Here is a 19,082-nt window from a genome sequence, read left to right on the forward strand (position 1 = left end):
ATCAAATACTGCTTCAATTTTTCAATTTAAACGAAACATTTAAATAATACTTGCCATATATATGTTAATTGATATTGATTAAATGATAATTTTTTAAAAGAAACGTAGAGTGAATCAATATTTTTAATAAACATAAATGAGGTGTAATTATGGCTGATGAAATGATTGAAGAAACTTCAGAAGAATTCGTCGAAGAAGATGAAGAAAAATTACCTTTCGCTAAAGCAGAAGTTGTACGTTTAATGAAAGAAAATCTCGATGATGACAAAATGATTAGGGAAAGAGTAAAAGTAGAAATGAACAATTTCCTTTATTCTGTCTTAAAAAACGTATGTAAACAATTAAACGATTATCCATACACTACCATCGAGTATGAAATGTTTAAAGAATGTACATACCCTTACACTAACATCGAAAGAATCAACCAAGAAAAAGAAAGGATTTTATTACATTTAGAAGCTATCAAAGCAGATTGTAACGCATTAGCTATGGATGTACAAAAAACCTTAAAATTAAAAGATGTTGTAGAAGATGACACTTTCTCTTTCTCAGCACCTGTTGAAGATGAAGAATTAGATGAAGAATAATTCTTCTTATATTATTTTTTTTTACTGACTTTTTTTTTTAAACTTTTTATAAATTCTCTGTTTTTAACGTTTTTTTTTTTGATTAATGGAATTTTTAAATTGTAAATATTACCAAAATCAATCTTTTTTCTGCATATGTTTTAATTCTATTTTAATAACCGTTATTTTTAAAATGCACTATCTAGATTAATTTCAATATTCATGACTGAAAATTCATAAAGTATCAAAATTATTAATTTAATGCTTAATTATTTTATAACTTATATCTAAAAACTATAAAATAATTAATCATTTCTTTAATTTAAACAAAACCTTTATATAGGACTTAAGACAAATATTTAATTAGACAGTAGAATGATATTTTTCCAAAAACCAAAACCATCACTATTGTCGATAATCAAAAAATTGAGGTGCAATTATGTCTGAAGAAGTTAATCAAAAATTGCCTTTTGCAAAAGCGGAAGTTGTACGTTTGATGAAGAAGAATCTCGATGATGACAAAATGATTAGGGATAGGGTAAAAGTAGAGATGAACAAGTTTCTTTATTCTATTTTACAGAATGTATGTAAACAATTAAACGATTATCCATACACCACTATTGAGTATGAAATGTTTAAGGAATGCACTTACCCATACACCAACATTGAAAGGATAAACCAAGAAAAAGAAAGAATTTTGTTGCATTTGGAAGCTATCAAAGCGGATTGCGATGCATTGTCTATGGATGTTGAAAAAACATTAAAATTAAAAGATGTTGTAGAGGATGATGGTTTCACATTCAAAGCAGCAAAAGAGGATGATAAAGCGGAAGAAGAATAATCTTCTTCTTAATTATCTTCAATATGAGCAAAACCTGTTTTCAGTTCACGCAATTCCTCTTCGGGAATTTCTGAAACTTCGACGTTTTCGCTCACGATATTGCTCTGTCCGAAAGGATCAAGCATTATCAAAGTGGCGGTCCCATTTCCTTTTTTAAGCTCCTGAATATTATTAAGAGTGACTTTTGCATTTTCCTGTGATTGGGCATCTTCAAATAGGTTCAAAGCCTTTTTTACTGCATCTTCAAAACGGGTAAGGACGCCTTCTACGTTTGTCACATAACCTTCGGATTTTGGTCCTGGCTCCACCTTAACGCCAAGTTCAGGTATTTCTATGGTTGCAGACTGTGACCTTACAACCCTCACAGATAAGTTGTTTTTGTTGATTTCAATAACATATTTTGCAGGATCGTTCTGTTCTAAGGTTATTACGTCACTATGTCTGAATCCGCATGATGGACATTGTATTGTAGTTTCTAAGACTTTTCCAAAATGTGGAATGTCAAGTTCCTTCATTATTGATTTGGCAACACCTTCTATTCCGCATGCGGGACATTTGATAATCATTTCAGCGAGATTCTCTTCATTCATTTAAAACATATCCTTTTTCTTGTAATTCACTAATTATTTTATCTAACTTTTCCTGGTTTGAAGCACAGATTGTTGTTTTTCTATACTCTGACAGTTCATATAATTGCGTTAAGTATTCTTTTTTATCCTTATTTTCATTAAGGTCTTTTATAAACTTATTGGCGGAGTCAATGTCTGATATGCTGATATTTCTGATTAAAGGTTCTTTAAACCCTTTGATGTTATAGGTGATTCTTTCAAGTGTAGCGTTGTTTTTGCTGATTATGATGTCGATGACATCCTCCAGTTCATCAATTGAGTTAGTCAGTTTAACGGTAGTGCATGATTTATTGATCACTGCCAAAATCTTATCTAAAGTTGATTCAATTGATGTGGTTTTGATGACATTCACGTTATGGGCTTTGGCTCTTTCCAATAGATGATCATGGATGATTCTGTTTTCTTTAAAGAAATCCAGCTGTTTACCACCCCTATGGATTTCAACTGCTCTTTTTACGAATCTTTCCTTGTGTGATTCCTCATCAGAACTTAAAACGAAAAAGTAAATGTTTGCTTCATCTTCAAACTGCTCGGTATCTATTAACCCTGGCACCAAATGGACTCCTTCAATAACAATATCGTCAAAATCAGTGATTGCCCTTTGGATAATCTTTTCCAATGCCGGGATTACATAGGATGCATGATCATCAAATCCTGCTGAAACAAGTTCGTCATAGCTTTCATATCTGTCCTTGTTTCTTATATGCTTATAGGCATCATAAGATGAGCTGTGGAGTGCGGGAGCATACTCTTTACCAATAATTCCACGAACAACTGCTCTGATAAAGTCACTTTCAATTAAATGTTTTATATTCAGTTTTTTTGCAATTTCTGCAGATATTGTTGATTTTCCTATTCCTGATGCACTTCCGATAAGTATAACATAAGGTTTTCTCATGTTAATTTCCCCTCTTTTTTATATTCATTTAGTTTATTTTTTCTATGTTATAAAATATATTTTTGGCGAATTTTAATGGTATAAGATGAATATTTTAGAAAATATGTTCATTTTAAAATTAAAAAAGGTATTTTATAGTTTAACTCAATCATCTATCAAAAAATTATCAATTGCTATGGTATTGTGAGCGTTTATATTAATTGACAATTAAAAGTAAAAAAACACAAATAAAAAAGCCTTTTCAATAAGTATAGTATACTTGATTTTTTCAAAATGAAATCCCAAAAAACATTTACATTTATTAATGTGAAAATTTATAATTAATAATAATAACATTTTTTTTAAAATTATTTTTAAAAAACTTAGGATAATAAATTTACATGGTTGTTATAAATTATAACTTATAGGGGTGAAATTGTTGTATTCAGTAAATTCAGTTAAAGAGATTCAAGAATTAAATCCGTTCATCGTAGTAGGTTGTGGGGGCGGAGGAGAAAAATTCTCCAATCTTGAAGGTATTGAGACAGTAGGATTCATAGATGATGATGAAAGAAAACAGGGTAAAGAGTTTTGCGGCAAAATGGTATCAGATAGCCTAGAAAACTGTTTGAAAATGGCAACTGATGCAAAGTCATTGGTCATAATGTTGCCTATAGGTGCAGAAGGCGCAGCTCTAAAATATGCGGTTCAGGCTATTGATGCAGGATTGAATGTAATTACCTCATTCAGGTCATTATCTGTCAGTGAAAACCTGTCTTTGCAGAAATTTGCTGATGCAAGAAATGTAGTTATTAAGGAAATCGGTCCTAGATTAGATGTCGTTGAAAAGATTGCAGGCGTCGCACCTGAAAAGTCATGTGAAGTTTTGCCGAAAATTTCATACAAACCTAAAGCACCTGTAATTTTCGTTGGAGGAACCTCTCAAGAATGCGGTAAAAGGACTACAACAAAAATGCTCGGTTTGGCAAGTGCAGAAAGAGGCATGAAACCGGCAATCATATCCACTGATGAGATGGGACTTGAAGAACCTACTGATTTTAACTTTAGAGCAGGAAGCTTGTCTGCTATGGATGTACCTGCAGCAGTGCTTTCAGCAATCAAATACATTGAAGATACAAAACAACCAGACATTATTTTTATTGAAGGACAATCCAGCCTGACTGAAAAAGGAAACCCACACCCTAGAGGTTTGTCTGCAGCTATTTTAATCGGTGCTGCTCCTGATGCAGTAATTGTAGGACACAGACCAAATCACCCATATAGAGAACCAAGAGGAATTACTGAAGAAATCAAAGCTATTGAAGCTGTTGAACCTACCAAAGTTGTCGGTTTATCAATCAACCTCAAAAACGCTGAATTAGACTTATGTCCTGAATTCTTTGAATCCAAGTATCACTTGCCTGCAGAGGATGTTTACAATAATGGAGCTTCTAAATTGTTAGATGCTATCCTTAATTATTTAGAGGAGTAATTAAAATGAGCTTTACTGATACATTAAAAAGAAGCTTAGGCTTTGAAGGAACTGAAGATGGTGAAAAAAATAATAATGAAGGTTTTAATTTAAATGAATTCATTAACAATTTCACAAAATCTTTCAATAATGGTTCCCAACAGCAAAATGATGGTCAAGAACAAAATTCCTGGTCTAATTCACAGGAAGCTTCTCAAGCAGGTTCTGCTCCGTTTTATGATGATTTTGAAGATTATGTGATTACTCCCGAACAGTCTTTCTATGAAGTCATTCTTATCAGACCAAAAACCATTGATGATATCAATTATGTGGTCGATCAGATAATCGAAGAAAAAAATCCTGTAATATTGGATTTATCATTTTTGGAAAAGGAAAGTCCTGCCAATTTCAAATTGGCTGGTGACAAGATTAAACAAATGAGAGCAAGATATGGTGCTCAGGCATTATTGCTTGCACGCTCTGAAGATAAGGAATTAATTATTCTTTCTCCTAAGAAAGTAAAATTAGTCAATAAAGGATAAGTAGATTAATCTCTACTTTTTTCACTATTTTTTAAGAAATTTGCATATCTGACTAAGACATAAATCACAATTAGCGTAGCAATTGCTGTTTCTAAGCTCAAAACATTTCCTATTAAGCTATTTGAACCGACTGTTTTTAAAATGCCCTTTGTTGCAAGAGCGCTTATTACAAATGGAAATGTAAATGCTGAAAAGCTTGGATAAAAGTCCAGATTCCTATAATCGATGAACTTATAGAATGCAAATATGTAGAACACGCAGGCGATTGAATATAAAACTGTTAAAAATTCAGTTGATATCTGTGGTGTTGAATTCAAATATCCGACTATCAATATGCTTATCAATGCGGTAAAAATACAGATTAATGGTTTGTTCATGTCCGGAACGTCTGGATATCTGAGGTATCTATAGATTACTAATGGCAGGGTTATAAGCATTGCCATAAATCCAATCATGAAGAATATGAATCCGATTTCTTTGAGTCCATGAACCTGTGCAGTAATTGCGGCCATGGTGATTCCAACAAAGACTATCCAGTAGCTTGGATAAACCATCGAAATATCAAAATCATGTATGATGAAATGATAGGTAAAGTAAATCATTAGCATAATATGCAAGCTTACTCCAATTATCCATATGGTATATGCAATACTTGGCATAAATTCTATAAGGTATGTAGATAAAAGCATCAAACTCATCGAAAAAGTACCGGAACTGCTTACTATAACAGGATTTTTGAAGTCTTCCTTAATGTCTTGAGGATACAGAATCACTTTTAGGATAATTAAAATAATAAGTAAAACTCCAATAGTTCCAAATAAATATCTTAAATACGGATGAATGTCCTGCAAAAGATTGCCTAATGACAATAACGCAAGTATCAGTCCTGCTATTGGAATAGGGAGTTTTCTAATCAGATTCATTTTATCTATATTTCAAAATAGTTTTCGGCATTCTTATGGGAAACCTTTGCGATTTCGCTTTTTTTATAATCCAATCTGGTCAGTTCACGAACGGTTTTGGGAACTGAAAGGGGATCGGATGGTTTGTTGCTCATATCACTGTTTAAAAGGAATCCATCAAAACCGAATTCATCTAAAATCCCGATGGCACCTGCAACATCAAGCTTATGGGGCTGTACGGTCAATCCCAACATGTAATCCTTATCGATAACCTCATGAATGACGTCCTGGTTAATATGGTCGATAACAGCCTGTTTTTCATCCAGATGCTGAGGAACAATATCCAAAATTTCTTTCAACACTTCCAGCTTGTTTTTTCTGGGGGTGTGGATGATAACCTTTGAGTTGGTTTCATCTGCAATGTCCAGCTGCTTTTTGAATATGCTGATTTCGGTTTCAGTCAAATCCTCAAGGCCAATTTCTCCAATAGCCACAATCTCCTTGTTTTCAATCCATTTGTATAGATTTTCATAAATCGGTTCAGGATTGCCGATTGGATTGGTGGGATGTATTCCTAGTGCTACTTTCAAGTCAAGTCCGTGTTCCTGTGCTCTTTTTGTGTCGTATTCTCTAATCCTATTTAAATGATTTAATAGAATCAGTTCATTATCTATTTTGTATGGGTAGTAACTGCATGTTATTGCTTTATCGATTCCGGATAAGTACATTGCTTTGAAATCTTCACCACTTCTTGCATCGGCATGGATGTGTGTATCAATCATATTATCACGTTTTAGTTTAGTTGATGTTATTTTGTTTTTTTTATTTTAAAAAAATAACCATTTTATTTTCCACTTTTAAAGTTTTCTTAAGTGTTATTTTTCATATTTGTTCACTTCAAGAGATTTTATATTTTTAGTAATACTAATACTAATTTAAGTAATACTACATCGGTGATAAATGTGGAAGAAAATAAAAACTATTTAGAAAGCTACGAATCAGTTTCGAAAGAAGTAAAGTACCTGACAAATTCGTTGGTAAGGTTGAAGCTATTGGCAACACTTTATGAGCAGCCTTTAAACATGAAGGATATAAACAGCACCACCGGCCTTAGCTACAGTTCCATTTCAAGCAACATGCACGATTTGGAATTGGACGGCTACGTATACAGGCATGCAAACAAATATTTCTTATCAAATTCCGCAAAATTGCAGATTGACAATGTTCTCGAGCTGAATTATGTCATCATGTTGTTAAATGAATTTTTCAATATTCTCGATAAGCATCTGGTTGACATGATTCCGAACCAGTCAATTGCGGAGTTCTATCTTCTTGGAAAAGCGAATTTAATAGAATCGGATGGTGTGGACGTATACAGGATATATAAATATATCGCAGATGTTTTAAATGCGGCAGACTCAGCAAAATGCGTACTGCCATTTTATCATGAAGTTTTAAATGAAAAGTTGAATGATTTGGTATGTAAAAAGAAAGAAGTTGAGATAATCATATCCGATTTGCTGGTTGATATATTTAAAGAAAAGTCTAAAGTCAATAGCTTATTGTCCTTTAAGGGAGAAAATAATTTTTTGCTGATTGTCACAAATCAAATGATGATATTGGGTTTATTCAAGGAGGATGGTTTCTTTGATCAGAATAGGTTATTGACATCCAAAAATCAGGATTCAATCAATTGGGCAAATAACCTATATGAAAATTTTAAAAATGAGAAGATAAATGAGTTTTAAACTCATTTATAATAATTTTCAAGATAATCCTTTAATTCAGCTATTGGAATTCTTTCCTGAGCTTCGGTGTCTCTGTCTCTGACGGTTACCTGATTGTCTTCTAAAGTGTCAAAGTCAACGGTTATCGCTAATGGCACACCTATCTCATCAGCTCTAGCATATCTTTTTCCGATTGTTCCGGTTGCATCATATTCAACGGTAAAACCGGCCATCCTTAACTCTTCTGTCAAGTCTATGGCGATTTCACGAGGGCCTTCCTTGTTGACAAGAGGGAAGATTCCAAGCTGAACAGGTGCAATTGACTTGTCGAATTTGAAGTAGTCCTTTTCTTCGGTTTCGGCAAATGAATGGAGTAATACGGAGTAGGTGATACGGTCAATACCGAAAGAAGGTTCAATAACATGAGGAACTATTTTTTCACCTGTGATTTCCTCTTCAACATCCTCAAATATAAGCAAATCTTCGCTCACTTCGTAGGTCTTATCCAGTTCGACGGTGAATTTTCCATCACTTTCAAGTGCCGCTTTGATATCGTCAATATCTGCATTTTCGATTGCTTGTTTTACTTTAGGAGAATCCCCTTTAAATATTGGTCCGAATTTTGACAAGTTAGGTTTAACTATAGTCTTTTGAACTTTTTTAGGTTCATCATATTCCACGAACACGTTTAACTCTTCGTTACTGAATTTGGAATGTGATGTCAAATCGTAATCTCCTCTGTCAGCGATTCCGATGATTTCAACCCAACCGTATTTGTCGGTTTTGACTTCAACGTCCCAGCAGTCGAGTGCATAGTGAGCCATTTCACCTGCCAAGTGTTGTCTGAATCTTAAAACCTCTTCAGGGATTCCAATTTCAGTTAAAAACTTTCGGGCTAAATATAACTGATAAATTAACATTTCATTAGCCACGATTCCTTTGTCAAGCGCTTCGCGTGCAGTGATTTCCAAAGGCTCTAGATTGTTTTCCTGAACTTCCTGTGAATTCAAGCGCAATACTTCATTTTCAATCTGTGCAAATTTAGGATGGGTTTTGTCTTTAGGGTTTAAGAAGATTTCAGCTTCCGCTTGTGTGAATTCCCTGAGTCTGATAACTCCTTGTCTTGGTGATATTTCATTTCTGTAAGCTTTTCCAAGCTGAACTGCACCAAATGGCAATTTTCCTCTGAAAAATCTTTCCAAACGTTTGAATAAAATGAAGATCCCCTGTGCGGTTTCAGGTCTCATGTACCCTACTTTATCTCCTTTTGCACCGATTTCTGTTTTAAACATTAGGTTGTAGTTCCAGATTTTTGATAATGTGCCTTCACACTCAGGACATTTGATATTGTTGTCAATAACAATTTGGTCAAGCTCTTCATTTTCAAGGCTTTCCACATCTTCACCAATAGCATCTTCAATAATGTGGTCTGCCCTAAACACTTCTCCACAGTTTTCACATTTACACATTGGGTCTGTAAAGTTATCAACATGTCCTGATGCCTTTAATACTTCTTTTGGCATTACTGTCGGGCCTTCGATTTCATAAAATCCTTCACCGGAGACATATTGTTTTCTCCATTTTTGCATGATGTTGTTTTTTAGGCTAGCTCCAAGAGGGCCGTAATCTGTAAAACCGGATACTCCTGAGTAAATTTCAAAGGATGGCCATAAAAAACCTCTTTTTGCACTAATATTTGTCATTTTATCATGATTCATAAGTATTATCTCCCATTTATTTATTTAATTCATAATCTAACTTAACTCTACTGCTTTCTGGGCGAGTTTGACCCATATATTTACTATTTCTATCGGGGTGTCCGTATGGTATTTCTGATGGTGTTGTCATTGTTTCGAATACAATCTGGCATACTCTTTGACCAGGATATAAAGCTACCGGCATCGCACCGATATTTGATATCTCCAATGTGATTTTTCCTTCAAAACCCGGGTCGATGAAACCTGCTGTAACGTGCATTGTAACACCTAATCTGCCCATACTTGAACGTCCTTCCACTCTTGCAACCAGATCATCAGGTATTTTAACATACTCCAAGGTGGTTGCCAATGCAAATTCATTCGGATGGATTATAAATGCTTCACCTTTTTCAACGGTAGTTGCTTCCATATAAGATGCGATTTCCTCTTCATCTTTAGGATCAATAAAAGGTTTTCTAATAACTTTAAAAACTTTAAACTCATCTCCTAATCTCATATCAACTGAAGATGGTTGAATCTGTTTTTCATCTAAAAGAGGTTCAATACCAAGTTTACCTTCTTCCAAATATTCTCTTATAGTCTTATCACTTAAAATTGCCATTTTTTCACACAAATAAGTTTATAATTATTTAATTTCAATTAAATTATCTATTCTATTGACTACATTATCAATAGCTTCATCACTGTAGTCAATTGAAATAGCATCAAAGTTACATGTATTAACGCAAAGGCCGCAGCCTTTACAATTATCGTAATTGATTCTGATTTTATTATCTTCTAAATGAATAGCGTCAAACATACAAACTTCATCTAAACATTTTTTACACAATCTGCATTTGTCTTCATGGAGTTTTACTTCAACGCCTTCAAGCTTTTCTAGTTTGTCGCTAATGTCAGTATCTAGGTTCGGATAGACTTTCCACAAACAACAACATGGACAGCAGTGACAGATGGTTAAAAGCCCTTTTCCGGGGTGCACATTCATCCAGACGGTATCAATCTTATTTCTTCCAATGATGTGGCTCAAACCGGCTTCATCGGCTTTGTCGACTTGGGCTAAAGCTTCTTCTACAGTTGCCTTGTTACCGATATGTTTTGGGATTTTTTTGGCTGTTGGTCCAAGGAAAATGCATCCAAGGTCTTGAGGATAATCCTGGCAGTTATTTGAAGTCCTGCAAAGACAGGAATTCATAATCACAATATCATCACTACGTTTTATTACTTCCTTGATTATTTCTGTAGGCAGGAATTCGGAGCCTTCGGATTCGATTTTTTTATTTATATTTATTGTATTTGGTATAACAACTATTTCATCATCTTTAAATAATGTAAAATCAATTATTCCTTTATATATTTTTGACTTCTTAGTAAATTCAGCTATTCTGAATCTCCAATTGAAGATGTATTTTAGGATAAATCTACTGAAATCCACTATTCTAGGCCTTTTCATTGTTCACCAATCTTGTTTTTTAATCGTCTTAATATACCTTTAAAGGTATGTGCTTCTCTTGCTGTTATGAAAGCTCTTGAAATAATATTGTTGAAAGTTTTAAGACCATTTCTTTTTTTATGGTCTGGAATGTCTAAACTGTTAATCAAATCACGCATATCTCTTATCAGATAATCTTTTTCTAATTCGCTGCTTTCTTCAAGTCCTTGAACTCCATAATCGTGCTTGTTTTTAAATAATTCATAAAATATTATCGCGGCTGCATGTGAGATGTTCATAATCGGATATGTTGGGTCTGTTGGAATTGAAACGCAAATGTCGCAGTCTTCGATTTCCTTATTTGTAAGTCCATCACCCTCTCTTCCAAACAGAATAGCTATTTTATTTGAAACGTTCATTGATTCACCAAGTTCCTCAGGTCTAAGGGGGATTCTTGAAAGGTTATAGCTTCCTCCAGCCATTCCGGTTGAAGCAACCTTAAAATCAATTCTTTGGGCCTGGTAGAAATCATCCAATGTCGGAAATATTTTTGCCTCTTCAACAATGTACTTTCCATGTGTAGCCTGATAATATGCTTCATTTGTTAATGTAGGGGGATTGATTAATACTAAATTTTTCAATCCGAAGTTTGCCATGGTTCTTGCAAGAAAACCGATGTTTCCAGGAGTTTCACATTCAACAAAAACAATGTAGATGTTTTCCTTAAAAAGGCTGACCTCTTTTTCTTCCTGTTCTCTTACAATCTTTGATCTTGCAGTTCCTCTGGATTGTTTTGTGGATGCCGCTTTTTTTGTGGAAGTTGATTTTTTCTCAGAGTCACTTTCTTCCTTTTTTTCAGGTGAACTCATTGAAGTGGTTTCAACCACTTGTTGTTCACTTACAGCAGCATCTCCTATTTTAATCAACTCCTAACTCAATTATTCGTAAGCTTTGTCTAATAATTCCAGAATGTGCATGCATTTTACATCATCACATCCTATTTCATTTAAACCATCCTGTATATTCAGTTGACAGAATGGGCATATTGTAATCACAGCGTCAGCGCCAGTATCTTTAATCATTTCCGCTTTTGATTTAGATAAATCCATCGCAATTTCAGGTTTTCCGGATTTTATTCCACCACCAGCACCGCAGCATTGGCAAGGATAAAGCATCTCTTTAAATTCAATGCCAGGTATCTTTTCAATAATCTCTCTTGGCGCATCCTTGATGCCTTGTCCTCTGCCCAAATGGCATGGGTCATGGTATGTAACAGTCATTTTAACTTCATTGAGTTTTTCTTCATCAAGCTTATCTACTAAAAACTCACTGATGTCCATTACATTTAGTTGTGAACCAAATTGCGGATGATTATTTTTCAATGTGGCTCCGCAGCCGGAACAGATTGTAATTACAGTATCATAATCTTTAAAGACTTCTTTGTTTTTATCAACAAGGTCCTGAACGATGTCGGTTTGACCGGTTCTCAATAGTGGAGATCCGCAGCATACCTGTCCTTCAGGAACATCAATGTCAATTCCATTTTCCTTTAGGATTTTAACTAATTTATGACCTGTCTCAGGGAATTTATAATCTACCATGCATCCTGTAAAGAAAGCTATTTTTGAACCGGTATTGTTTTCAGCCTCTTCGATAAATGTTGGCTTGTCGGTTTTTACAGACCTTCCGGTTTCTAAAATGTTTTCCTTGAATGCAACATGTTGTGGAAGCGGTCCGGAACCGTTTGCAACGGCAATCGCTCTCATTTTTTCTATTGCATCGCCGAAAGTATTGATGTTTTTAGGACAAACAGCCAGACATTTGCCGCAGCTGGTACAGTTGTATAATCCTTCATCCAACGCCTCTTTAAGTCTGTCAAATTTGTCTCTTGGATCGGTTTCGAATTTGTCGATGTATCTCATCAGATATGGGCCGCCGAATTCCTCTGTTGCGATATTGACAACAGGGCATGATGAAAGGCAGGAATAACATTCGATACAGCTTCTCACTTTTTTAGTTTCTTTGGTGTCTTCCTTGGTCATGCTTGTGTCCAAAGCGTCACGTTTATGGTCGCATTGAAGGGACAACTGCAAATCTTTTACTTTTGCCTCAATACTTGACTTATCAACAATTAAATCTTTTATGACCGGGAATTTAAGGGGCTCTATTATGGCTCCGTCCTTAATCTCTTTTTGACAGGCAAGAGCTCCGTTTCCATTAAATAAAACACCGCAGGATCCGCATTGACCTGCCCTACATGAGCTTCTAAAACTAATGTCAGCATCATATTTTTCATTAATAGCTTGCAGGGCGTCAAGAACTTTCATATGAGGTGTCTGTTCGATTTCATAACACTCTAAGTGAGGTTCTGTGTCCAGTTCACTATTAAATCTTGAAACATAAACTTTAATCATCATTTCTCCCCATTTTATAAAAGTTTATAAAATATTATAATATAATATTTATATCTTAAACTATTATATAATATATTGTATTAATGATAATTTTGAGGAAAATATAATGAATTTAAAAGAGTTAGTCACAGGAGTGCCTGGTGAAAAACAATTTTTGCTGGGTAATGAAGCTGCCGTAAGAGGAGTTATAGAAGCAGGCGTTTCTATTGCAGCTACATATCCGGGAACTCCTTCATCAGAAATTGGAAACGTATTATCCGTATTGGCTAAAGATGCTAATATTTATTTTGAATTTTCTACTAATGAAAAAGTCGCAATGGAGGTTGCAGCTTGTGCAGCAGCTTCAGGTCTTAGGTCATTTACATTCATGAAGCATGTTGGTATGAATGTAGCTAGCGACTCTTTCATGACAACAGCATATACCGGCGTTAATGGCGGAATGGTTATTTTGTCAGCTGATGACCCGTCACTTTTCTCATCCCAAAATGAGCAAGACACCCGTAATTTTGCAAAATTGGCAAATGTGCCTATTTTAGAACCATCTAACTGTCAAGAAGTCAAAGACATGGTTAAATACGCATTTGACTTATCAGAACAATTCAATATACCAGTCATTGTCAGAACTACTACTCGCGTATCTCACATGAGAGGGGTTGTCGAATTTGGAGAAGTAAAGGATAACTCATCAAATGGCGATAATCACTGGAAAAGAGGTCATTTCAACAAAGACCCATCAAAATATGTTCCAGTTCCGGCATTTGCGGGAAGCATGCACGTAAGACTTTGGGATAAAATCCATAAAATTGAAGAGATTACCAATAAAAGTGAATTGAACACAGAAATTAAACTAACAGAAAATAAAAAATACGGTGTAATCGCTTCAAGCAGCGCCTATAATTATGCTCATGACGTAATAAAATTCAATGAATTGGATGTCAATATTTTAAAATTAGGATTTTCATATCCTTTCCCACAAAATAAGGTCGCCGAATTCCTAAGTGACATAGATGAAGTATTCATAGTTGAGGAAGTTGATCCAATCATCGAAAGGGATACACTGGCCTGCATTGGAGCAAACGGGCTCAATGTTCAAGTCCACGGTAAACTGGATGGGACTTTCCCTCTTTATCATGAATTCAATTCCGATGTTGTTGGCGATGGACTTAACAAAATCTTGAACTTTAAAGAAGAAACTGGTATTGATTACTCTTCCAATCTGGAAAAATTAAGTGAAGATATCCCATCAAGAGCACCTGTTTTATGTGCAGGATGCCCTCACAGGGCAATGTATTACGGAATCAACATTGCAATCGAAGAATTAGGCATGAAAGCTTCCGATGTAATATTCGCTTCAGATATAGGATGTTATACATTAGGAATCAACCCACCATACAATGCTGCTGATTACCTGCTGTCTATGGGTTCAAGCGTAGGAGATGGATGCGGATTTTCCGTTTCAACAGACCAGAAGGTAGCCAGTTTCATTGGAGACTCCACATTTTTCCACAGCGGAATTTCACCGTTAATCAATGCAGTGCACAATAAGCATAACTTTGTTCTAACAGTGCTTGACAATAGGATTACTGCCATGACCGGCGGTCAGCCAAACCCTGGAATTCCTGTTGATGGAATGGGAGACGAGGCTCCAGAGGTTTCAATCCGTAAATTGGCTCTGGCCTGCGGATGTGATTATGTGCGTGTAATCAATCCATTCAATCTGGATCAGGTCGTTAAAACTTATAAAGAGGCATTTGAAAGAAATGACACTGCAGTCATTATTTCAAAGGCACCATGTACCCTTATTAAAGGCTTAACCAAAAAGCCTCCGGTCAACTTCATTGAAGGAAATTGTAATAAGTGTGATAAATGTGTAAGCGAACTTGCTTGTCCGGCCATTTCAAAAATCGATGGAAAAATCACCATTGACAAATCACAATGTGACGGATGTAATGTTTGTATTCAAGTTTGCAAATATGGCGCTTTAGAGGCAGGTAGGTGATAATATGGATAATCGTTATTGTATTTACATATGCGGTGTTGGAGGTCAAGGAATCATTAAGACCTCAACAATAATTGGTGAAGCCGCAATGAATCAGGGACTTGATGTTGTTATGAGTGAAATTCATGGAATGTCTCAAAGAGGAGGATCTGTTTCCACAGAACTTAAAATTGGAGGATACAATTCTTCAATCATTCCAAAACAAGGTGCAGATATGCTACTTTCCTTTGAACCGATAGAAACAATCAGAGGTTTGGATAAGGTAAATAGTGAAACCAAAATTGTTTATAACACTCATCCGATAATACCATCCTCATCTAATAAGGCTTATCCTAACGTGGACAGCATAACTAAAACTTTAAAAGAGAATTTTAAACATGTGCTTCCGATTGACGGTACTGAATTAGCTATGGATGCTGGAAGCGTATTGGCCTTGAATATGGTTCTTTTGGGTGCAGTTACCGCTGATGAGAAATTCCCATTGACAAAAGAATCAGTCATCGATGCAATGAAAAATAATCTAAAACCTAAATTCCACGAGATGAATTTAAAAGCTATCGAAAGTGGGTACAAATCTATTAAAGGTTAAAAATTTAAATACTATTTAAACTAATAATTTAAATAGATAATAAAAGTGTGGTATTATGGCTTACAAAATTGACAATGCTATTATAAAAAAAGACAGGAATGGAAAATTAACCTTGATTGATCCTGAAAATGTTTTTGGTGATGAAGATGCATTTATTGCGATTAAAAGTGATGACTTAATTACTATCCAGCTTTTAATCAATGGTATCTTGAAAAATGATTTTAAAACTTGGAAGGAATTAGGTCCTATTCCTGATACTGAACCACTTAAAAGCCTTTTTGTTCGTTTAGGCTATTCTAGAGAAGATATGGCTAATTTATTAAAAGAATTTTAGCTATTTTTCTTTACTTTTTTATAATGCTTTTTGAAAATATTCTTTGACACTCTTTTTTTAGATAATTTTATAATTTAATTGATATTCTTATAGAAAATTGTTTTTATTTTGTTCTATTGCTCCGGTTTTGTAATATTTACTCCGTAAAACCATTTTATTTAAATTAATACTCTTTGATTCCAATATAAATCTTTTTAAATTACCGTGTCATAATTATATTTATCCACTGGGGAGGTATATTAATATGGCTGAGTTTCAAGAGGGCATGTTATTTAAAAACGTTTTAGATGAGGATGCAGGTATTCTTTTAGAGATTATGGGCAAAAAATCTGAAAGAACAAAAGTGTGGACTAAAGAGTTAAGGCATATTGACCCAACAAATTTTAAACCAGACCTAATTTTGGAGTTGGATAATGAAAATTTAATCATTGAATTTCAGAGTACTAATGTAAATGAAGAATTTTCAAAAAGAGCCCATTCTTATGTTGCAATAACTGACCAAAATAAAAAGAACAATAAAGAAGTAAATTTATCTGTTTTAAGCACTGCTGAAGATTCTAAGATTATTGAGTATAAATACAACAAATTAAATGTATTTAAATATGAAATAGAGGGGTTAAATAATTTATATAGTGAAGAAATTATAAATAATGTTAAAACTAAACTTAAAAATAAAGAAAAGCTTCATGGTAGATATGTTATATTGTTGTCTTTAGTTCCATTAAGTAAAAAAGGTAAAAACATTGTTGAATACATTTACAGGGTTAATAAGAATTCTATTCAAATTAAAAGATTTGACAGCATCTCAAAAAGATCTATCATATGGGATAATGTGGTTAACAACTGACAAATTCGTTGAGGATACGTTGGAAAGAAATATAATTTGTGATATGTTAGGTGGTAGAATGAGTTTGATTCATGAATACGGGGAAAATAAATATAATCAGGGCAAAGATGACGGTATTGAGCAAGGAATAGAGCAAGGAATAGAGCAAGGAATAGAGCAAGGTATAGAACAAGGCATTGGACAGGGTATTGAAAGAATTATCGTTAATCTCTTAAAATCAGGTGATAATGCTGAAGATATTGCTAATAAAACGGAAATTCCTTTAGAAAAAGTAATTGAAATAAAAATTAAAAATAAGTTGTAGAAAAGAAATTAATCTTTTCTATAGTTCTTTTATGTCTTTATCATCTAAAATTTTAACATCACTATCTTTGAGAGCTTCGATAGCTTTTTCCATATCTTCCAATCTCATGACAACAATGGCTTCATCAGTTTTATTACTTACAAATGCATATAAGTATTCTAAATTAATGCCTTTTTCATCAAAGACTTCTAATGTTGAATTTAATCCATTAGGTTTGTCTGGGATTGCTAAAATAATGACATCATTTTCTTTAACAATAAAACCATCTTTTTCAAGTGCTTCTATTGCCTTTTCATTATCGGAAACAATCAATCTTAAAATTCCGTATTTTGTAGTGTCAGCTATTGAAAGAGCACGAATATTAATATTTTCTTGTGCTAATGTATTTATGGCTTTTTTAAGCCTTCCTTCTTTGTTTTCTATGAAAATTGATATTTGTTTAACTGCCATCTTATCACCCTATTCAAAATTCCTCTCATCAATTACACGAACGGCTTTTCCTTCACTTCTTGGAAGTGATTCTGGTTCACAGATTGTCACATCTACTCTAAGGCCTGTTTCTGATCTTATTGATGCTTGGATTTGTTTTTCTACTTTTTCCATTTCCTTCATTTCATCGAAGAATAATTCTTTAGACGCTTCAACTTTAACTTCAACTTCATCCAAAATGTCTGGTCTGGTAACGTGAATCATGTAATTAGGACTAATTCCCTTAATTTTAAGCAATGCTTTTTCAATTTGGGATGGGAACACCATAACACCTTTGATTTTTAGCATATCGTCGCTTCTACCGGTGATTCTGGTCATTCTAACGGTTGTTCTTCCACATTCACATTTTTCACCAATAAGTGAAGTCAAATCTTTTGTTCTAAATCTTATAATAGGCATTCCAGTTTTGGTTAGGGAAGTTAAAACGAGTTCTCCTTTTTCACCGTAATCTAAGGTTTCGCCGTTTTCCGGATTGATAATTTCTGGATAGAACTGGTCATCTTGGATGTGCATTCCATTTTGGTATTCGCATTCTTGAGCTACTCCCGGCCCCATAACTTCGGTTAAACCATAAATGTTATAGGTTTTAATTCCTAAAGATGCTTCAATTCTTTTTCTCATCTCATCGGTCCACATTTCTGCTCCGTGGATTCCTGCTTTTAGGTTAATGTCTTCAAGGGAAATTCCGGCTTTTTCTCTTGATTCTCCTAAATACATTGCATAAGAAGGAGTGCAGGTTAAAATATCACTTTGGAAGTCGATCATTGTATCGAGTTGTCTTTGTGTGTTTCCTGCTGATATAGGGATTGTGATAGCGCCCATCTTATTTCCACCATGGTGGATTCCAAAACCTCCAGTGAATAAACCATATCCGTAAGCATTTTGGATAATGTATTCTTTTTCGGCACCGGCCATTTTAAGTCCGCGTGCAATGCATTCTCCCCATATATCCAAATCATTTTGTGTGTATGCGGTCACTGTTGGTTTCCCTGTTGTTCCTGATGAAGCGTGCACTTCGACAATTTCTTCACGGGGAACCGCAAGTAATCCTAATGGGTAAGCTTCTCTTAAATCGCTTTTTGTTGTAAACGGTATTTTTTCAATATCCTTTAAAGTTTTGATATCCTCTGGTTTTATTCCAGCTTCATCAAATCTTTTTTTGTAAAATTCGACATTTTCGTATGCTAGTTTTACTGTTTCTTGTAGTCTTTTTAGTTGCAGTTCTTCTTTTTCTTCTTTTCCCATACATTCTGCCTTTTCATTCCAAAACATAGTATCCCTATTTAACAAATTTATTGCAATGTTTAATTATTTCATTTTATGTTTATAAAACTTTATTATTTTTTCATGTTAATTTTTTAATTATATAATATTATTTGAGATAAAGATTAAACTAAATATAAT

21 protein-coding genes are annotated in these 19,082 nt (G+C 34.2%); 10 read left to right on the forward strand and 11 right to left on the reverse strand.

Features of this window, described 5'->3' with window-relative positions; all coding sequences use genetic code 11:
- The first annotated feature begins 149 nt into the window (after window positions 1-149).
- Both TL18_RS02840 and TL18_RS02845 read left to right on the forward strand, forming a co-directional pair.
- Window positions 150-587: a hypothetical protein gene (locus TL18_RS02840; RefSeq protein ID WP_067041065.1), complete on the forward strand. Its 438-nt coding sequence runs from the start codon at window positions 150-152 to the stop codon at window positions 585-587.
- A gap of 418 nt (window positions 588-1,005) precedes the next feature.
- Window positions 1,006-1,407, forward strand: coding sequence for a hypothetical protein (locus tag TL18_RS02845; RefSeq protein ID WP_067041066.1), 402 nt, complete (start codon window positions 1,006-1,008; stop codon window positions 1,405-1,407).
- An 8-nt stretch (window positions 1,408-1,415) separates the two neighbouring features.
- Here the strand turns inward: TL18_RS02845 and TL18_RS02850 are convergent, their stop codons facing one another.
- Together TL18_RS02850 and TL18_RS02855 are read right to left on the reverse strand one after the other, a co-directional pair.
- On the reverse strand, window positions 1,416-1,997 hold the full coding sequence (locus tag TL18_RS02850) for a ZPR1 zinc finger domain-containing protein (RefSeq protein ID WP_067041067.1): 582 nt from the start codon (window positions 1,995-1,997) through the stop codon (window positions 1,416-1,418).
- Entirely contained in the window at window positions 1,990-2,934 is a 945-nt protein-coding gene (locus TL18_RS02855; RefSeq protein ID WP_067041068.1) for a 3H domain-containing protein, read from the reverse strand. The genes TL18_RS02850 and TL18_RS02855 overlap by 8 nt, the downstream gene beginning before the upstream one ends.
- Before the next feature lie 418 nt (window positions 2,935-3,352).
- On the opposite strand from TL18_RS02855, the gene TL18_RS02860 reads away from it, so the two are divergent.
- Together TL18_RS02860 and TL18_RS02865 are read left to right on the forward strand one after the other, a co-directional pair.
- Complete coding sequence (locus TL18_RS02860; RefSeq protein ID WP_067041070.1) at window positions 3,353-4,405, forward strand: DUF1611 domain-containing protein; 1,053 nt, start codon at window positions 3,353-3,355, stop codon at window positions 4,403-4,405.
- 5 nt (window positions 4,406-4,410) lie between these two features.
- Window positions 4,411-4,926 carry a cell division protein SepF gene (locus TL18_RS02865; RefSeq protein WP_067041071.1) on the forward strand — a complete coding sequence of 172 codons (516 nt, stop codon included), beginning with the start codon at window positions 4,411-4,413 and terminating at the stop codon, window positions 4,924-4,926.
- 5 nt (window positions 4,927-4,931) lie between these two features.
- Here TL18_RS02865 and TL18_RS02870 read toward each other — a convergent pair whose 3' ends face one another.
- Both TL18_RS02870 and TL18_RS02875 read right to left on the reverse strand, forming a co-directional pair.
- Window positions 4,932-5,849: a TDT family transporter gene (locus TL18_RS02870; RefSeq protein ID WP_067041072.1), complete on the reverse strand. Its 918-nt coding sequence runs from the start codon at window positions 5,847-5,849 to the stop codon at window positions 4,932-4,934.
- Window positions 5,850-5,854: 5 nt separating this feature from the next.
- Window positions 5,855-6,610 (reverse strand): TatD family hydrolase, encoded by a 756-nt coding sequence (locus tag TL18_RS02875; RefSeq protein WP_067041073.1) that lies wholly within the window; start codon window positions 6,608-6,610, stop codon window positions 5,855-5,857.
- Between the two features lie 180 nt (window positions 6,611-6,790).
- Here TL18_RS02875 and TL18_RS02880 point away from each other — a divergent pair, with 180 nt between their 5' ends.
- Window positions 6,791-7,576, forward strand: coding sequence for a winged helix-turn-helix domain-containing protein (locus TL18_RS02880; protein WP_067041075.1), 786 nt, complete (start codon window positions 6,791-6,793; stop codon window positions 7,574-7,576).
- A 2-nt stretch (window positions 7,577-7,578) separates the two neighbouring features.
- Here the strand turns inward: TL18_RS02880 and glyS are convergent, their stop codons facing one another.
- From glyS to tfrB, 5 genes are read right to left on the reverse strand one after another with little or no spacing between them, the layout of a single operon-like run.
- On the reverse strand, window positions 7,579-9,273 hold the full coding sequence (gene glyS, locus TL18_RS02885; protein ID WP_067041077.1) for a glycine--tRNA ligase: 1,695 nt from the start codon (window positions 9,271-9,273) through the stop codon (window positions 7,579-7,581).
- 16 nt (window positions 9,274-9,289) lie between these two features.
- Window positions 9,290-9,874: a dCTP deaminase gene (gene dcd / locus TL18_RS02890; RefSeq protein WP_067041079.1), complete on the reverse strand. Its 585-nt coding sequence runs from the start codon at window positions 9,872-9,874 to the stop codon at window positions 9,290-9,292.
- Window positions 9,875-9,898: 24 nt separating this feature from the next.
- A complete protein-coding gene (locus TL18_RS02895; protein WP_067041082.1) occupies window positions 9,899-10,723 on the reverse strand; it encodes a DUF362 domain-containing protein in 825 nt (274 codons plus the stop codon).
- The gene (locus TL18_RS02900) at window positions 10,720-11,628 is read right to left on the reverse strand and encodes a TrmJ/YjtD family RNA methyltransferase (protein WP_067041084.1); all 909 of its coding nucleotides are present in this window, start codon (window positions 11,626-11,628) and stop codon (window positions 10,720-10,722) included. The genes TL18_RS02895 and TL18_RS02900 overlap by 4 nt, the downstream gene beginning before the upstream one ends.
- 12 nt (window positions 11,629-11,640) lie before the next feature.
- Window positions 11,641-13,116 carry a fumarate reductase (CoM/CoB) subunit TfrB gene (gene tfrB, locus TL18_RS02905; RefSeq protein ID WP_067041085.1) on the reverse strand — a complete coding sequence of 492 codons (1,476 nt, stop codon included), beginning with the start codon at window positions 13,114-13,116 and terminating at the stop codon, window positions 11,641-11,643.
- A 106-nt stretch (window positions 13,117-13,222) separates the two neighbouring features.
- Between tfrB and iorA the strand changes: the two genes are divergently transcribed.
- The 5 genes from iorA to TL18_RS02930 all read left to right on the forward strand — a co-directional run bounded on the left by iorA (window position 13,223) and on the right by TL18_RS02930 (window position 17,189).
- Window positions 13,223-15,115 (forward strand): indolepyruvate ferredoxin oxidoreductase subunit alpha, encoded by a 1,893-nt coding sequence (gene iorA, locus TL18_RS02910; protein WP_067041086.1) that lies wholly within the window; start codon window positions 13,223-13,225, stop codon window positions 15,113-15,115.
- Between the two features lie 4 nt (window positions 15,116-15,119).
- Complete coding sequence (locus tag TL18_RS02915; protein ID WP_067041087.1) at window positions 15,120-15,704, forward strand: indolepyruvate oxidoreductase subunit beta; 585 nt, start codon at window positions 15,120-15,122, stop codon at window positions 15,702-15,704.
- 55 nt (window positions 15,705-15,759) lie between these two features.
- Complete coding sequence (locus TL18_RS02920; RefSeq protein ID WP_067041088.1) at window positions 15,760-16,038, forward strand: hypothetical protein; 279 nt, start codon at window positions 15,760-15,762, stop codon at window positions 16,036-16,038.
- Between the two features lie 244 nt (window positions 16,039-16,282).
- On the forward strand, window positions 16,283-16,885 hold the full coding sequence (locus TL18_RS02925; RefSeq protein WP_067041091.1) for a hypothetical protein: 603 nt from the start codon (window positions 16,283-16,285) through the stop codon (window positions 16,883-16,885).
- Window positions 16,886-16,943: 58 nt separating this feature from the next.
- Window positions 16,944-17,189 carry a hypothetical protein gene (locus tag TL18_RS02930; protein ID WP_156064524.1) on the forward strand — a complete coding sequence of 82 codons (246 nt, stop codon included), beginning with the start codon at window positions 16,944-16,946 and terminating at the stop codon, window positions 17,187-17,189.
- An 18-nt stretch (window positions 17,190-17,207) separates the two neighbouring features.
- Here TL18_RS02930 and TL18_RS02935 read toward each other — a convergent pair whose 3' ends face one another.
- On the reverse strand, window positions 17,208-17,639 hold the full coding sequence (locus TL18_RS02935) for an amino acid-binding protein (protein ID WP_067041094.1): 432 nt from the start codon (window positions 17,637-17,639) through the stop codon (window positions 17,208-17,210).
- Window positions 17,640-17,648: 9 nt separating this feature from the next.
- On the reverse strand, window positions 17,649-18,950 hold the full coding sequence (locus tag TL18_RS02940) for a phenylacetate--CoA ligase family protein (RefSeq protein WP_067041097.1): 1,302 nt from the start codon (window positions 18,948-18,950) through the stop codon (window positions 17,649-17,651).
- Window positions 18,951-19,082: the final 132 nt, after the last annotated feature.

The organism is Methanobrevibacter sp. YE315 (assembly GCF_001548675.1).
Taxonomy (GTDB): Archaea; Methanobacteriota; Methanobacteria; order Methanobacteriales; family Methanobacteriaceae; genus Methanocatella.

Excerpts from the sequence above, each read along its gene's own strand:
- TL18_RS02840 (WP_067041065.1), top strand. The coding sequence starts at position 150 with ATGGCTGATGAAATGATTGAAGAAACTTCAGAAGAATTCGTCGAAGAA.
- TL18_RS02845 (WP_067041066.1), top strand. The coding sequence starts at position 1,006 with ATGTCTGAAGAAGTTAATCAAAAATTGCCTTTTGCAAAAGCGGAAGTT.
- TL18_RS02850 (WP_067041067.1), bottom strand. The coding sequence starts at position 1,997 with ATGAATGAAGAGAATCTCGCTGAAATGATTATCAAATGTCCCGCATGC.
- TL18_RS02855 (WP_067041068.1), bottom strand. The coding sequence starts at position 2,934 with ATGAGAAAACCTTATGTTATACTTATCGGAAGTGCATCAGGAATAGGA.
- TL18_RS02865 (WP_067041071.1), top strand. The coding sequence starts at position 4,411 with ATGAGCTTTACTGATACATTAAAAAGAAGCTTAGGCTTTGAAGGAACT.
- TL18_RS02870 (WP_067041072.1), bottom strand. The coding sequence starts at position 5,849 with ATGAATCTGATTAGAAAACTCCCTATTCCAATAGCAGGACTGATACTT.
- TL18_RS02875 (WP_067041073.1), bottom strand. The coding sequence starts at position 6,610 with ATGATTGATACACACATCCATGCCGATGCAAGAAGTGGTGAAGATTTC.
- glyS (WP_067041077.1), bottom strand. The coding sequence starts at position 9,273 with ATGAATCATGATAAAATGACAAATATTAGTGCAAAAAGAGGTTTTTTA.
- dcd (WP_067041079.1), bottom strand. The coding sequence starts at position 9,874 with ATGGCAATTTTAAGTGATAAGACTATAAGAGAATATTTGGAAGAAGGT.
- TL18_RS02895 (WP_067041082.1), bottom strand. The coding sequence starts at position 10,723 with ATGAAAAGGCCTAGAATAGTGGATTTCAGTAGATTTATCCTAAAATAC.
- tfrB (WP_067041085.1), bottom strand. The coding sequence starts at position 13,116 with ATGATTAAAGTTTATGTTTCAAGATTTAATAGTGAACTGGACACAGAA.
- iorA (WP_067041086.1), top strand. The coding sequence starts at position 13,223 with ATGAATTTAAAAGAGTTAGTCACAGGAGTGCCTGGTGAAAAACAATTT.
- TL18_RS02915 (WP_067041087.1), top strand. The coding sequence starts at position 15,120 with ATGGATAATCGTTATTGTATTTACATATGCGGTGTTGGAGGTCAAGGA.
- TL18_RS02920 (WP_067041088.1), top strand. The coding sequence starts at position 15,760 with ATGGCTTACAAAATTGACAATGCTATTATAAAAAAAGACAGGAATGGA.
- TL18_RS02925 (WP_067041091.1), top strand. The coding sequence starts at position 16,283 with ATGGCTGAGTTTCAAGAGGGCATGTTATTTAAAAACGTTTTAGATGAG.
- TL18_RS02930 (WP_156064524.1), top strand. The coding sequence starts at position 16,944 with ATGAGTTTGATTCATGAATACGGGGAAAATAAATATAATCAGGGCAAA.
- TL18_RS02935 (WP_067041094.1), bottom strand. The coding sequence starts at position 17,639 with ATGGCAGTTAAACAAATATCAATTTTCATAGAAAACAAAGAAGGAAGG.
- TL18_RS02940 (WP_067041097.1), bottom strand. The coding sequence starts at position 18,950 with ATGTTTTGGAATGAAAAGGCAGAATGTATGGGAAAAGAAGAAAAAGAA.